This is a genomic window from Thiorhodococcus minor (assembly GCF_010820565.1).
GTDB lineage: Bacteria > Pseudomonadota > Gammaproteobacteria > Chromatiales > Chromatiaceae > Thiorhodococcus > Thiorhodococcus minor.
On the sequence record NZ_JAAIJQ010000042.1, the window covers coordinates 22,409 to 37,532 of the forward strand.

Annotated in this window: 12 protein-coding genes and 1 riboswitch; of the genes, 10 read left to right on the forward strand and 2 right to left on the reverse strand. The window is 66.3% G+C overall.

All coding sequences use genetic code 11. The features are described from left to right. Positions 1-14: 14 nt before the first annotated feature. Positions 15-1,892: a TonB-dependent vitamin B12 receptor gene (gene btuB / locus G3446_RS14685; RefSeq protein WP_209262432.1), complete on the reverse strand. Its 1,878-nt coding sequence runs from the start codon at positions 1,890-1,892 to the stop codon at positions 15-17. Positions 1,893-2,105: 213 nt separating this feature from the next. Continuing rightward, positions 2,106-2,329: riboswitch (cobalamin riboswitch) on the reverse strand. A gap of 308 nt (positions 2,330-2,637) precedes the next feature. Here btuB and G3446_RS28975 point away from each other — a divergent pair. The 10 genes from G3446_RS28975 (at position 2,638) to G3446_RS14725 (ending at position 13,641) form a co-directional block, all read left to right on the forward strand. Then, a complete protein-coding gene (locus tag G3446_RS28975) occupies positions 2,638-3,345 on the forward strand; it encodes a DUF6858 family protein (protein ID WP_342450119.1) in 708 nt (235 codons plus the stop codon). Continuing rightward, positions 3,233-4,885, forward strand: coding sequence for a single-stranded-DNA-specific exonuclease RecJ (gene recJ / locus G3446_RS14690; protein ID WP_209262435.1), 1,653 nt, complete (start codon positions 3,233-3,235; stop codon positions 4,883-4,885). Before G3446_RS28975 ends, recJ begins: the two co-directional genes overlap by 113 nt. Positions 4,886-4,904: 19 nt before the next feature. Further along, on the forward strand, positions 4,905-5,435 hold the full coding sequence (gene yjgA / locus G3446_RS14695; protein ID WP_164453584.1) for a ribosome biogenesis factor YjgA: 531 nt from the start codon (positions 4,905-4,907) through the stop codon (positions 5,433-5,435). Positions 5,436-5,530: 95 nt separating this feature from the next. Beyond that, the gene (locus G3446_RS28090; protein ID WP_245232515.1) at positions 5,531-5,689 is read left to right on the forward strand and encodes a hypothetical protein; all 159 of its coding nucleotides are present in this window, start codon (positions 5,531-5,533) and stop codon (positions 5,687-5,689) included. Between the two features lie 129 nt (positions 5,690-5,818). After that, a complete protein-coding gene (locus G3446_RS28095) occupies positions 5,819-6,061 on the forward strand; it encodes a hypothetical protein (protein ID WP_245232516.1) in 243 nt (80 codons plus the stop codon). A gap of 162 nt (positions 6,062-6,223) precedes the next feature. Next, positions 6,224-7,246: a glycosyltransferase family 2 protein gene (locus G3446_RS14705; RefSeq protein ID WP_164453585.1), complete on the forward strand. Its 1,023-nt coding sequence runs from the start codon at positions 6,224-6,226 to the stop codon at positions 7,244-7,246. Beyond that, positions 7,243-8,877 (forward strand): ArnT family glycosyltransferase, encoded by a 1,635-nt coding sequence (locus G3446_RS14710; RefSeq protein ID WP_164453586.1) that lies wholly within the window; start codon positions 7,243-7,245, stop codon positions 8,875-8,877. The genes G3446_RS14705 and G3446_RS14710 overlap by 4 nt, the downstream gene beginning before the upstream one ends. A 34-nt stretch (positions 8,878-8,911) precedes the next feature. Beyond that, complete coding sequence (locus G3446_RS14715; protein WP_342450120.1) at positions 8,912-9,775, forward strand: phosphatase PAP2 family protein; 864 nt, start codon at positions 8,912-8,914, stop codon at positions 9,773-9,775. Positions 9,776-10,737: 962 nt separating this feature from the next. Beyond that, the gene (locus tag G3446_RS14720; protein WP_164453587.1) at positions 10,738-11,640 is read left to right on the forward strand and encodes an ROK family protein; all 903 of its coding nucleotides are present in this window, start codon (positions 10,738-10,740) and stop codon (positions 11,638-11,640) included. Positions 11,641-11,862: 222 nt separating this feature from the next. Next, on the forward strand, positions 11,863-13,641 hold the full coding sequence (locus G3446_RS14725; RefSeq protein ID WP_164453588.1) for a radical SAM protein: 1,779 nt from the start codon (positions 11,863-11,865) through the stop codon (positions 13,639-13,641). A gap of 156 nt (positions 13,642-13,797) precedes the next feature. On the opposite strand, the gene G3446_RS14730 is transcribed toward G3446_RS14725, so the two are convergent. Continuing rightward, entirely contained in the window at positions 13,798-15,087 is a 1,290-nt protein-coding gene (locus G3446_RS14730; RefSeq protein WP_164453589.1) for a protoporphyrinogen/coproporphyrinogen oxidase, read from the reverse strand. Between the last annotated feature and the right edge of the window lie 37 nt (positions 15,088-15,124).

Consider the following 15,124-nt stretch of genomic DNA (forward strand, 5'->3'; position numbering starts at 1 on the left):
TGCGGGGAGTCAGGTCAATTGGCGCTCGCCGGCTGGTAGCTCAGGGTCAGATAGAAGGACCTGCCGGGCCTGTTGTACAGGTAGGCGGTCTCATCGTCTTCGTCGAGCAGGTTTTCGACCCGCGCCTGGATCTTGAGTGCCTGGGTGAGCGCGTACTCCGCGCGCAGATCGACCAAGGCATAGCCGTCGAGACGGTCGTCGTTGGCGAGGTCGTCGAAGCTGCGTCCGGCGACGTAGAGGGATGCCCCGGCGGCCCAGCGCGCGAGCTGGCGATCGATGTCGAGCCGGAAGCTCTGCTGAGGACGGCGCGGCAAGAGATTGCCTTGGCTCGGCCCCTCGGAGCGGTTCTCCGGATCCAAGAGGGTCAGGTTGGCCTGGGTGCTCCAGTCGGCGTAGCGCACCGTGCTCGATACCTCCAGCCCACGGATGCGCGCCTCTTGGACGTTGGCGACCGCGCTCGCGGCCGCGTCATAGGCGATGAGGTCGTCGATGCGGGTCTCGTAGAGGCGGACGTCCCAGCTGCCGCTCGCGCTCGCTCCGAGTGGCAGGATGCCGGTCAAGCCGAGCTCGAGGCTCTCGGATTGCTCCGGGTCCAGATCTGGGCTGCCGTAGCTGGGGTAGTAGAGGTCGTTGAACGTGGGTGCCTTGAAGGCCGTGCCGTATGAAAGCGAGACGCGCGTGTCAGGGCCGATGCGATAGCCGATGGCGGCGCTTCCCGTGGTATGGCCGTCGAATTGCTGGTTGTCGTCGTGGCGCAGGCTGAGCTCCAGGTCCGTCGCGCCGAGATAGCCCTGATACTGCCCGAAGACGCCGAGGTTGTCGCGTGAATCCTCGCTGTAGTCGACGCTGCCGCCGACACGGTCTTCCTGATAGTCGAGCCCGAGCGTGACCAGGTGCGCCGTCCCGATGGTCAGGTCGTTCTGCAGCGAGAAGGTGTCGCGCTCGGTGTCGAAGCTGTCGACGAAGGTCTCGTCCGCCCCAGTGTCCGGATCCTCGAAATAGGCGCGGTACTTGTCCCAGCTACGCCCGGCGGTGAGCCTCAGGGTCCAGGGCTCGAGCGGTTGCAGGACCGCCGTGGTGCCCAGCACCTGCTGCTCGGCGCGGGAGAGGTTGCCGGCGTACTCGGAGCCATCGAACTCGGTGCGGTTCTCCGAGCGCAGCAGGTAGACATCCAGCTTGGCCGCATCGCTGAAGGCGTAGCCGCCGCGCAGGCTGAGGCTCGTATTGCGGTAGCCGTCGCGGTCCGGCTGCTCGACGCCGCACCCGGCGAAGGGGGAGGCGCGCCCGTCGCAGGCATTGATGCCGTCCGTGCTCGTCAGGTTGGCGCCCGCACTCCACCAGGCTTGCTCGCCCCCACCGCCGAGGCTTGCCGCAACATCCGCGGCGCCGCGGCTGCCAGCGCTGACGCTGACGCGCGGCGTCAGGGCGCCACCACCGCGCCTGGTGAAGATCTGAATGACGCCGCCGATCGCCTCAGAGCCGTAGAGGCTGGAGCGCGGGCCGCGGACGATCTCGATGCGGTCGATCTGGTCGATCGGCAGATTCTCGAAGGGCGTCTGTCCGGCCGTCGACGAGCCGATCTTGACGCCGTCGACCAGCACCAGCACGTGGTCCGAATTGGTCCCGCGCAGAAAGACGGACGCGCCCTGGCCGGCGCCGCCGCTGCGCGAGACCGTGATTCCAGCAAGTCCTTGAAGCAGATCGGGGACGGAGCGCGCCTGTCTGCGCTCGATCTCGGCGCGATCGATGACGGTGACGGATGCCAATGAATCGGCTTGCGGTGTTCGCGTGGCGGTGACCACCACGGGCTCGAGGGACGTGACGGGCTCTTCGGCAAAGGCCACGCTTGCCAGCGACAGCGAGCAGGCCGCCAGCATCAGGGAATGTTTCATCAAGGTGCTCCAACTGTGAGCCGCGCGCACCCGCACGGGTCTGCTCAAGAGGTGGCGTCGAGGGAGGCAGGCGAGCACGAGGATGGAAGCACGGGGCTCCAGTGGCGTCGCGGGAAATCGCCCCTCGCGACCCCGGTTCGGAGGCCGCTCCGCCAGAGCACCCGCAAGGCCGCACGTCGGGAAGACGTCAGCCTGTTGCTTCGTGATCGGCGAAGGGCCTCGGGTCTCACGGCCGGTATCCGGGCTCACGAGCGGGGTGATGACCCCAGCGCGACGCCTTCCCATGACGGATCACAGTGGCATCTTGTCGCGCTTTGACTCGTCTACCGTTGCGGGGGCAGCGCCGGCCTTCCGACCCAAGCGGTCGGGCACCGGACTTCCCGTTTACCCCAGTGACGCAAAGCGCGCGACTGGGCACCGAAAGACCAAGCCCACTATTAGAATGTGCTTATTGCGGGTGGGTCAAATCGAATTCCTGGGCCAGCTTGTGGCTCAGGCGCCTCCGTGAATGTCGACCGCCAGGTCAACAGCTGTCGGCCTCGCGTGGACATTCGCAACACTGGCAGCGTCGACGCCGAACCTAATTGGAGCAGTCAGCTTCCAGCCGCCAGCGGAGGAAAATCATACAGTTGCCGGACTTTGTGGCCGGCCAGCCGCTCACCCCTTGGGTGACTCGGAGAGGCCTTGATCATCGTTTTGTCCAAGCGCACGACCGGTGGGAGCGGCGCCCCGCCGCGACGGTCGCGTGATCGCGGCGAGGCGCCGCTCCCACGTCGCTTTGCTTCAAGGATGCGCGGCGCCCGGTCAACCGACTGGGCGGCCTGATGATCGACGCCCTCGGAGAAGACCTGAAAGCAGCACCAAAACAAAGCTTTCAGCTGGCTGCTGGTGGCTGGCAGCTCTTTCTAGACTGAAGGATCTGGACGGCGTCATCCACGACCTGAAGGAGCGCATCGACCGGCACCCCCATCGCCCGCTCGATCGCGACCTTCGGTCATTGCGGCCGCGCTCCATCCGCGTGGCGGGGCAGGCCGACCCTTTCGTCCTCAGCGATCTCGAAGCGCCCATGCCGCTTGCCAACCAGGCCATGGCGTCTCGGGCCCATGTCGCGCGCGGTTGCCGCGCCGCCGGTCCGGGCGGCGACGGCGTGTCCACTGCTCGACCTAGTCCGCGCTGGCGATGCGAGATAGACTGCCGCCGAATGCTCAATGGGCGCTGCACGCCCGTGATCTCGGCGTATCCCTTCAGCTCAGCGACCTCAAAGCCACGCAGTGACCCCTATCCGCATCCGCCGCCGTGCCCCGGACGACGCCTGTCGCCAGGCCTGCTCGCCCGACGACCTGCTGACAGCCATCTATGCCAATCGCGGACTGATGGACCCCACGCAGGCCGCGCCCGGTCTCGCGGATCTTGCGCCCGTGTCCCAGCTGCGGGGGCTGGACGCCGCGGTTGACCTGCTTGCCGAGCGGCTTCGCGGCGGCGGACACATCGTCGTCGTCGGCGACTATGACGCGGACGGCGCGACCGGCAGCGCCGTGGCCGTGCGTGGCTTGCGGGCCTTGGGGGCGGCCAGGGTGTCCTTCTTGGTGCCGAGCCGCTTCGACAATGGTTATGGTCTGAGCCCGGCGGTTGTGGAGGCGGCCGCCGAGCTGGCGCCAGACCTCATCATGACGGTCGACAATGGGATCTCCAGCCTGTCCGGCGTCGAGCGCGCCAATGCGCTTGGCATTCCGGTGCTGGTCACGGACCATCATCTCCCCGGAGAGCGCATCCCGGATGCGGCTGCCATCGTCAATCCCAACCAGGGCGGCTGCGCCTTTCCCAGCAAGCACCTGGCCGGCGTCGGCGTGGTCTTCTACCTCTTGGTCGCCCTGCGCACCCGCCTCCGCGAGACAGGTTGGCTCGGGGCCGACCGGCGCGAGCCCAATCTCGCCGAGCTGCTGGACCTGGTGGCGCTGGGGACGGTCGCCGATGTCGTTACCCTGGATCGCAACAACCGCATCCTGGTCGAGCAGGGGCTGCGCCGGATCCGTGCTGGTCGCTGCTGCGCCGGGGTGAAGGCGCTGCTCGAGGTGGCGGGACGCGACCCCAGTCGGGTCACGGCGACGGATCTCGGGTTCTTCGCCGCGCCCCGCCTGAACGCGGCCGGGCGGCTCGAGGAAATGTCACTGGGTGTCGACTGTCTGATCACCGAGGATCCCGCCCGCGCCGCCGAGATGGCGCGGCAGCTCCATGAGCTGAATCGGCGGCGTCGCGAGATCGAGGACGGCATGAAGGACGAGGCCGAGCTTCTGCTGGAGACCCTCAGCCTGGACGGCGAAGCCTTGCCGCCGGCCCTCTGTCTCTTCGGCGAGGATTGGCACCAGGGTGTCTCGGGAATCGTCGCCGCGCGGATCCGCGAGCGCTATCACCGTCCGGTGATCGCCTTCGCCGATGCCGGTGACGGCCGGCTGCGGGGCTCGGCCCGCTCTATCGACGGACTGCACATGCGCGATGCCATCGACCTGGTCGACCGCACGCACCCTGGTCTCGTCGAGCGCTTCGGCGGACATGCCATGGCCGCCGGCCTGACCTTGAGGAGCGCCTGCCTGGATCCCTTTCGCGATGCCTTCGTCGAGGCGGTGCGCGCGCAGCTCGGCGACGTGCCTCCGCAGCCCGAGATCCTCTCGGACGGCGCGCTGCCCCCGCGTCTCATGAGCCTGGAGACCGCGGAGCTGCTGCGTCTGGCCGGCCCCTGGGGCAAGGGCTTCCCCGAGCCATGCTTCGACGGCAGCTTCGAGGTGCTGAGCGCCCGCTTGGTCGGGGAGCGTCACCTCAAGCTCAGGGTCTCGCCGGAGCCCGGGCTGCAGATCGATGCCATCGGCTTCAACCTGGGCGAGCACTTGTCGAGGGCGTGCGGCAAGATCCGTCTCGCCTACCGCTTGGACGTGAACGAGTATCGTGGCGTCCGCGCGCCGCAGCTCATGCTGGACCACCTGGAGGCGCTCACTTGACCGCGATCGGACCGATGCCATGACAGAGTACGAAGACGACCTCGACGAGACGCTGGAAGACCTGCCCGAGGGGCCCAGCAAGAGCCAGATCAAGCGGGACAAGCACGCCCTGCAAGCCCTCGCCGAGCGCATGGCCGGCATGCCCAGGCACGAGCTGGAGCGTCTGAATCTCAGCGAGGCGACCTGGGCCGCTATCGACGAGACGCCGCGCATCAAGGACCTGCGCGCCCGCAAGCGCCACTGGAAGCGCATCGCCAATCTCTTGGAGCGCGAGGAGATGCACGCCGTGCGCGTTTTGGTCGACGAGGCGGATGTCCGCGAGCGTGAGGAGACCGCCCGCCATCATGCCCTGGAGCGCTGGCGCGAGCGCTTGATCGCCGAAGGCGATGCCGCCGTCACCGAATTCGTCGACGATTGCCCCAGCGTCGATCGCCAACAGCTCCGCGCCCTGGTCCGCAAGGCTAAGAAGGATAGCGAGCGCGGCAAGCCGGACGCCCCGCGCAAGCTCTTCCGCTTCCTCCGCGAGGCGATGGAGCATGATGCCCTCTAGCTCCCACGCTCTGCGTTCCTCTAGCTCCCACGCTCCGCGTGGGAGCAGTCAAGCGAGGCTCCAGCGTCGCGTCAGCCGAAGCAAGGAGCCGCTGAATGGCAAGAGACCGCTGCCGCATCCTCGACCCCACTGCGCCGCATTTCCTCACCTGTACCGTCGTCCAGTGGCTCCCCGTCTTCGCCCAGCCAGCCCACGCCCAGATCTTTCTCGATTCTCTCCAGTACCTGCAGGACCATTCACGTCTCCGCCTCTAAGGCTATGTCATCCTCGAGAATCACTGCCACCTGCTCGCCCGCTCTCCTGAGCTCGGCAAGGCCGTTGCGAGCTTCAAGTCCTTCACCGCCCGCCAGATCATCGACCGACTGGCTGTACGACGGTCGCCCATGCTGGACCTCCTGGCATTCCACAAGGCTCGGCACAAAGTCGACCGCGATTACCAGCTCTGGCAGGAAGGCTCACACCCAGAGATGGTCGAAGGCCGGAAGATGGCGCTGCAGAAGCTGACCTACATCCACAACACTCCGGTCAGTCGAGGCTATGTCGATAGCCCCGTCCACTGGCGTTACTCCAGTGCGCGCAACTACGAGGGGCTGCCGGGCCTGATCGATGTGGTCACCGACTGGTGATGCTTCGCGACGCAAAGCGTCGCGATGCCCATCGGAGCAGGGCAGTCCTTCGTGGTGTGTCCCTGCGCGCGGAATCCTGCTCAGGTTGAATTTTCCAGCGCTGGCGTATAGCTTGCCGCGGCTGGAGCGACTTTGCTCTGAGCGCAGGATTCACCCCCGAAGATGTCCTTATCCGCCGCTGCCGATCAGAATCCGTCGAGACGGCCCGCTCTCTCCGTCGTCATCCCCATGTACGAGGAGATCGAGAGCCTGGGGCCCATGGTCGAGCGCGTCCACGAGGGGCTCGCGGCCTATCCAGGTGACTGGGAGCTGATCTGCGTCGATGACGGCAGTCGCGATGGGACGGGGACTCGCCTGAGGGAGATCGCGAAGGAGGCCGGTCCGCATGTGCGCGTCCTCCAGCTGCGGCGCAACTTCGGTCAGACAGCCGCCATGCAGGCCGGCTTCGACGCGGCGCGGGGTGAGCTGATCGCGACCCTGGACGGCGATCTGCAGAACGACCCGGCGGACATCCCGCGCATGGTCGACGAGCTGTTGGCGCGCGATCTCGACCTCCTGCAAGGCTGGCGGCACAAGCGGCAGGACGACCTCGTGATGCGCAAGATCCCCTCGCGGATCGCCAACGCCATCATCGGCAAGGTCACCGGGGTGCGCCTGCACGACTATGGCTGCAGCCTCAAGGTCTATCGCGCCGAGGTGATCCAGGAGGTGAGGCTGCTCGGCGAGATGCATCGATTCATCCCTGTGTGGGTGGCGGGCGTGACCGCCCCTGAGCGCATCGGCGAGACCCAGGTCGCCCACCAGGCGCGGCAGTTCGGGCGCTCCAAGTATGGGATCTCGCGGACCTTTCGCGTGCTGCTCGACTTGCTGGCGGCCTTCTTCTTTCTCCGCTTCGGATCGCGACCAGGCCACTTTTTCGGCTCGATCGGGATCCTCTTCGGCCTGCTCGGCGGGCTGATGATGGCCCATTTGATGGTGGTGAAATTCGGGCTGGGAGAGGATATCGGCAATCGGCCGCTGCTCTTCGTCGCCATTCTGTTCCTGGTGGCCTCGCTGCAGTTCCTCACGACCGGTGTGCTGGCCGAGCTGCTGACACGGACCTTCTATGCCACGGGTGAGCGCACCCATCACCGCATTCGCTGGGCGTCCGATCCGGAGACGGCCGGCTGGAAGACTTGCCGATGACGACTGACACATCGACCCTGCCTGGCCGGCGTCAGGAGGCCGTGCGGAGCATCATGACCTCGCCGCTCTTGCTGGCGCTGGTGCTCGCGCTGAGCTTCTTCTGGGAGCTGGGCGCCGTGCCCCTCTACGACCTGGACGAGGGTGCCTTCACCGAGGCGACTCGGGAGATGCTCGCCAGCGGCAACTTCATCACGCCGCACAAGGACGGCGAGCCGCGCTACGACAAGCCGGTGCTCATCTACTGGGCGCAGGCGGCGTCGGTCCAATGGCTCGGCTTCAGCGAATTCGCGCTCAGGCTGCCATCGGCCATCGCCGCCACGCTCTGGGTGCTGGCGCTCTGGCTCTTCGTGCGCGCTCGGGTCGATGCGCCCACGGCAACGGTCGCCGGTCTGGTGATGGCGCTGTGTCTTCAGGTGTCCATCATCGCCAAGGCCGCGGTCGCGGACGCCTTGCTCAATCTCTTCATCGCGCTGACCTTCTTCGAGATCTATCGCTACTACCTGGAGCCGGATCCAGGGCGCAACCGCAAGTACATCTGGCGCGCCTACCTGTGGATGGGGCTGGGCTTCCTGACCAAGGGGCCGGTCGCGGTTTTCTTTCCGGTCGTCGTCAGCTTCCTCTTCTTCCTGTCCGAGCTGCGCCTCACGCGTGCGAGCTGGAAGACCTTCGGGCGCTGGTTTCGCGCGGCCTTCGCGGGCAGCGGCTGGCTGATCTTTCTGCTCGTGGCCGGGCCTTGGTACCTGGCGATCCTCATCGACGATGGCGGCGGCTTCTTCCGCAGCTTCTTTCTCGAGCACAACGTCGGCCGTTTCGACGGGGTCAAGCATAGCCACGGCGGCTTCCCCGGCTATTACTTCGTCATCCTGCCGCTCATTCTGCTGCCTTTCACCGGATGGTTCTTGAGTCTCTTCAAAGGCTACAAATCGGCGTGGCAGGATCCGCTCGACCGCTTCCTGTGGCTCTGGTTTCTGGTCGTCTTCGTCTTCTTTTCCTTCTCAGGTACCAAGCTGCCGCACTATCTGCTCTATGGCGCGACGCCCCTCTTCATTCTCATGGCGAAGCACCGGGACGCGCTCAGGAGCCGATGGCTGGCCTTTGTGCCGCCGATCCTCTTCTTCGTGCTCCTGGCCCTGCTGCCGGCGGTACTGGACGTCGCCATCGTGCTGGCGGACAAACCCCATGAGGTTGCGCTCTTCGAGTACGGCCGCAAGGTGATCGACCGCCCCTATGTGCTCGCCACGCTGGCCGGGGTGGCGCTGACCATTGTCTTGATGCGCTGGTCGAGGACGCTGGTCTGGCAGGCTTTGGTCTTCGTCGGGATCCTGCAGACGGTCATCGTCTTCGGTGTCCTGGTGCCGCGTGTCTTCGACACCATGCAGACGCCGGTGAAGGAGGCCGCGCTCAAGGCGAAAGCCATGGGCTTGCCGACCGTCGTCTACCGCACCTCCATGCCGAGCTTCAGTGTCTATCGCGACGCCATCACACCGAATCGAATCCCGAAGGACGGCGAGCTGGTCTTCCTGCGCACCGACAAGCTCCAGAAGCTGGTCGCGGACGACCCCAGATTGGAGCTGGAGCTCATCTATCAGCGCGGGGCCGTCGCGCTCTTGCGCGCCCGGCGCCCGGAATAGTCCCACGCGATTGGATCGATCTAGGAGGCAAGGCGTGATTTCAGAGCTGAAAGCCGTCGATTGGCGAGACGCTTGGCGGGCTCAGCTGGAGGCGGGTCTCGCACGGACGCCGCTGCAGCCGCGTGGCGGTGACCTTTGGCTGCCGGGCTTGGCGCTGGTGTGCCTGATCGTCGGGCTGAGCCTCTATCTGGCCTGCGGCTACCATGCCGGCTTCATCCGCCTAAACGACATTGCCGCGACCTATCCGAGCTGGGTCTGGCAGTGTCTGACGGTCCTGGGCGACGAGCGCACGGCCTTCGCGCTGACGCTCTTCTTCTCGCTGAGCTATCCCAGGGTCTTCTGGACGCTGATCGTCGCGGCGCTGATCGCCATCGCCTACAGCCGCGGCTTCAAGGAGCTCTTCGACGCCATGCGTCCGCCGGCGGTGCTGCCGGCCGAGAGCTTTCATCTGCTGGGTCCGGGGCATGAGCGCCACAGCTTCCCCTCGGGCCACAGCGTCACCGCCGCCGTCTTCTTCGGCGTCCTCATCTACCATTCGCGTTGGATCGAGCTGCGCGTCCTCTGGCTGCTGCTTGCCATCCTGGTGGGGCTGAGCCGGGTCGCCGTTGGTGTGCACTGGCCGGTGGATGTCGCCTTCGGCCTCATGGGCGGGTCCCTTGCGGCTTGGCTCGGTGGATGGCTGAGCGCGCGCTGGCCCGGACCCGCGGCCAATGTCGCCCTTCATCTCAGCTTCGTGCTCATCGCGGCCGCATTGGCCTTGACGCTCTTGTTCGATGATGCCGGCTATCACGAAGCGGCTTGGATGATGCGACTGATTGGCCTTGCGGCACTGGCTGTCGCGTCGTGGCAGTATGTCGCCCGTCCATTGCGCCGCGTGGGCAAGGGGGACCAACCCTGACTCTGCTCCGCATCCAGTCTGGCATCTCGCGCGAATCGGTCGCCCGATCACCAGTCTTGTGGTCCGGGGTCCAAGGACGCTGGGCGGCGGCTCGATAGGTGTTGGCTCCCCCTCATGACGCTAAGGCGATTTCTCAAAACTGCCGTACCAACAACCCATGGCGCTCGGGAAGCCCAGGATGCTCCGCAAGCGCCTGGGGGATGAGAGCCTGGCGCCCCTGATGGCTCATCGATCCCGCGTCCGCTGCCGGCCAGGGAAGCGCAAAGCGCGAGGCCGGTAGTCCCGGGTAGGCGTGTGCGCGGGCGTATTGCCGGAATGGCGAAGGGCGTTAGTCCTTCGTCGTGAAGGCAATATGCAGAGCGCAGTCACACACGCCGTAGAGTCATTCGTCGTAGGGTCGTGCGCAGCCCGAGTGCGTCGACGGCGCTACTCGAGGTGGAGCAGCGACCCGGAGCGGGACGGCCCGGGCTGAGAAGGTTGTCGCCCTGCGCGAGTCCCGTCGGCGAGGGATCGACCCGACGGGTATCACGAGCGCAGACGCGACACTCCGGTCCCGGAGGCATCGCCCGCAAGCGGGCTCCTACCGAGAAGACCGCGTCGGAGCCCGCTTGCGGACCCGAGCCAGCGGGTGCCACTGGAGAGTCCCTATGGCGATGGCGCTGCTCCTTGGGGCGGCTACCCCGGATCGGGTCCAGGTGGCACCATCGTCGTCACGCCGCAAAGCGGGAGCGACAAAGCCCCTGCGCCGCGCCTGCCCGAATAGGCCGCTCGCGTCGAGATCGGATTGGCAGCAGTGGGCCGATCTGGTCTTCGCATCTCCCCAGCATGGCGCTGCCGCTGCGCTTCCGAGCGTCTGCATGACCGAGCGAGACCTGCCGCTGGAGGTGCGCTGGGCTCGAGCATGGGCGCATCCATCGGCGCGACCGGCGCCTGCGCTGGAGGACCCTGCGGGGAGCTGAGCCATGGTACGTATGGGTGTCGACCTGGGTGGGACCAAGATCGAGCTGCTTGCCCTGGGGCCGGATGGGCGCGAGCTGTGGCGCAGGCGTGTGCCAACGCCCCAGGGCGATTACGCGGGCACGGTTGCGGCCATCGCCGATCTCGTGGAGGCGGCCGAGCGTGACCTCGGGGTCCAGGCGCAGCTTGGGGTTGGCATTCCGGGCTCGGTCTCTCCTCGCACGGGCGTGGTCCGGAATGCCAATTCCACCTGGCTCAACGCACGGCCGCTCAAGGAGGATCTGGAGACCCGGCTGGATCGTGAGATTCGTCTCGCCAATGACGCCAACTGTCTCGCCGTGTCCGAGGCCACGGACGGCGCGGGCGCCGCTGCCGCTGTGGTCTTCGCGGCGATCCTGGGGACAGGTGTTGGCGGCGGGCTGGTCGTGAACAAGGCGTTGCTCACCGGCGCGAACGCGATCGCCGGCGAGTGGGGCCACTCGCCGCTGCCGCAGCCGGACGCCGAGGATTACCCCTTGCCGGCTTGCTATTGCGGGCGGGCTGGCTGTGTCGAGACCTATCTGTCCGGGCCGGGCCTGGCGCTGGACCACGCCCGCCGCCAAGGCGGCGCGCTCGCGGCGGTGGATATCGCCGCCGCTGGCGCCGCAGGCGATCCCGCTTGTCTGGACAGCCTCCAGCGCTACGAACGGCGGCTGGCGCGCGCCCTGGCCGTGGTCATCAATCTGGTCGACCCAGATGTCATCGTGCTTGGTGGCGGGCTTTCCAAGCTCGGCCGGCTCTACCAGGAAGTCCCCAGGCTTTGGCTGCCGCACATCTTCTCGGACGCTGTGGTCACCAGGCTCTTACCGGCACGCCATGGCGATGCCTCAGGGGTACGCGGGGCGGCTTGGCTTTGGCCCCTGGAGTGAGCGTGCCCCGATCCTGAGGAGGTGACGCCAGAGCCCTGCCTACTGCCGTCGAGGCTCTGTGTTCGGGGCAAGTGACGGGGCGCGTTAGTGCCGAATTGCGTAATCTAGCCCGCAGAAGCGGTGCTCGTGCCGCTGCGGGGCAAGGAGCCGTATCCGCAGCGTCCTTGAGCCGTCGTTCTTGCCGGCACGGTGTCGGCGCTCGGTATTCGGAGCCAAGCACAGGTGCCCAACAAACAGTCCACGACAGATCCGCATCCTTTTCATCTCGTTCTGATCAAGCCGTCGCACTATGACGACGACGGCTACGTGATTCAGTGGTGGCGCTCTTCGCTGCCCTCCAACAGCCTGGCGGCCGTCTACGGCAACGCGCTGGATTGCGCACAGCGATCCGTGCTCGGCCGCGACGTCGAGATCCGCATCCAGGTGCTCGACGAGACCAATACGCGCATCGACGTCGAGCGGATCGCGCACGGGATCCATGCCGCTGGCGGCGATGCCCTGGTGGGCATGGTCGGCGTCCAGACCAACCAGTATCCGCGTGCGATGGACCTCGCGAAGCGGTTTCGCGCGGCGGGCATCAGCGTCGTGATCGGCGGTTTCCACGTGAGTGGCTGCCTGTCCATGCTCAAGCAGCGTCCGCCTGAGCTAGAGGAGGCCCTTGGGCTCGGCATCAGTCTCTTCGCCGGCGAGCTGGAGGGACGGCTCGAGACCTTGCTTCAAGACGCGGCGAGCGGGAGCTTGAAGCCAGTCTACGACTATCTCGGCGATTTGCCCGACATGCGCGGGACGCCGCCGCCCTATCTGCCTCCTGACCGTATCCGTCTCACGATGGGAAAACGGGCCAGCTTCGACGCCGGTCGCGGCTGTCCCTATCTCTGCAGCTTCTGCACCATCATCAACGTCCAGGGCCGCAAGTCCCGCCATCGCTCGGCGGATGACGTCGAGCGCCTGATCCGCGCGAGTGCCGAGGACGGTATCAGCAACTTCTTCATCACGGACGACAACTTCGCGCGCAATCAGAACTGGGAGGCGATCTTCGACCGGATCATCGCGCTCAAGGCGGCCGGTCTGCCGGTCCGGCTGGTGATTCAGGCGGACACCCAATCGCATCGTATCCCCGGCTTCATCGAGAAGGCCGGGCGCGCCGGCGTCGACCGCGTCTTCATCGGCATGGAGAACATCAACCCGGATGCGCTCAAGGGTGCGCAGAAGGGGCAGAACAAGATCACCGACTACCGCAGCATGCTGCAGGCCTGGCACCGCGCCGGCGTGCTGACCTACGCCGGCTACATCATCGGCTTTCCAGGCGATACGCCCGAGACCATTCGGCGGGACATCGGCATCATCCAGCGCGAGCTGCCGATCGACATCATGGAGTTCTTCATTCTGACGCCGCTGCCCGGCTCCAAGGATCATCAGCGTCTGGTCGAGGAGGGCGTGCCGCTCGACCCCGACATGAACAACTACGATACCCAGCACGTCACCACGGCCCATCCGCTCATGACCAAGGCCGAGTGGGAGGCGATCTATCGCGAGGTTTGGGATCTCTACTACTCGGATGCCCACGTCGAGACCGTGCTGCGGCGCGCGCGTGCCTGGGGCTATGACCCGAAGCAGATGCTCGCCAAGCTCTTCGCCTTCCATGCGCCCATCGTCTACGAGCGCATGCATCCGCTGGAAGGCGGGCTGATCCGCATCAAGCGACGGCGCGATCGGCGTTCCGGATTTCCCGTAGAGAGCGCTTGGCGCTTCTATCCGAAGCTGGCTTGGGAATTCCTCGCGAAGTATGCGGGAGCCTATCGGATGCACAGGCGCTACCGCAGCATTCTCGCGAAGGTGCTGGCAGATCCGAATCCCAGTGCCTACAGAGATGTCGCCATGACGCCGGATGCGGAGGGTCAAGAAGAATCGCTCGACCTGTTGAGCGCAACGCCCTCGGCCCAGGCCTTTGTCGAGAAGCGAAAGAGGATGGCCGCCCGGCGGCGCGTTGTCGGCGATTAGGCGATTGCCGGAAATTCTTATACCAGGCGGCGCCGGATTGAGGTCCGCCTTCAAGGAGCGCCGCCAGGAGCATGGCTGGGCTATGTGACTGGCGGGGCGACACAGAAGGCGGGCGTCAAGACAAGCCAGATGGTATGGGAATTGACAGAAATCGCCCTAGTGCGTCGGATGCCTGGTGTTGGCGAGCTGGCTCATGGATGTGCCCTTGAGTGCAGCGGCAACCTCGCGCCCCGCCCGTCGGCCCGAGTGAAGCGCCCACTGGATGGAGGGTGCTGCTTGGTATTCGCCGCAGCTCCAGAGCCACTCCGACCGGCGTAGCTCTTGCGACCCTGGGTAGGGTACGGGCGGCTGTTGGGCGGGTAGGGCGTTGGGGAGGCGATAGACGGCGACGCGCCGCCAGTCACGGACCTGCTCGCCCACCCAGGGATAGAGCTCGGAGCGGATGCGTGTTTCGAGCGCGTCCGGATTCTCTTCGGTGCCGTGGACGTTGACGGTGATGAGGCTGCGGCCGGGCGGTGCATAGTACTCGGAGAGGTTGCTCGGGAAGAGCATGCTGTTGATGCGGCCACGCCCTTCGCCGTTGAGGACGAGGTAGCTGCCTTGGATGGGTGCGTGATGGGCACCGAAGTAGAAGCAGGTGGTGCCGCGGCCGGGTGGCTCGGAAAAGGGTCGATGGAGGAGGCGGGCCGTCTCTTTCGCTTCCGTGGCGATGACGACGGCCCGCGCCTTGAGCCGCTCGCCGGATTCGAGATGCACGTCTGTGCGCTCGATGCGATCGACCTTGGCGCCGAGTCGAACGACGTGATTCGGAAGACGTGCCGCGAGCTGCGCTGGGATCTCGCCCATGCCGCGTGCCGGTAGCGCGGTGTCGCCGAGGGCGAAGGCGCGGAAGACGAATTCGAAGCTGCGCGAGGAGACGTTCAGCTCGGGCTCGAAGAAGACGCCGCTGAAGAAGGGCTTGAAGAAACGCTCGATCATGGGTGTCGAGAAGCCGAGTGCGCGCAGATGCTCGATGGCGGTCGACTCGGGACGGCGATACAGCCTTTCCAAGTCCCCCTTCAGGCAATGTCGCCGCAGGGCGAGGAGCCGCAGCTTGTCGGTCAGGGTGCCGACCGGTGAGAGCAGCATTTCGGGCAGCCGTGCCGGTTTGCGCCAGACGTCACTCACCCGCTGAAAGCGGCCTTGGGTGCGAATCAGCGCGCCTGGGTAAAAGGCCCGCAGATCGAGCCGGCTGTAGTCCAGCATCTCTCGGGCCTGCGGATACCAGGTTTGCAGGACCTGAAAGCCACGATCTAGCAGGAATCCCTCGCGATGGTCCGTGCGCACGCGTCCGCCGACGCCGTCCGAGGCCTCGACGATCAGCGGCTCCAGCCCGCCATCGCGCAGGGTCAAGGCACAGGCCAGCCCGGAGAGTCCGGCCCCAACGATGATGACGTCGGCGTTCATCGGTCTACCTCTCGCGTTGGGCCGCCCCCGTCGGCGC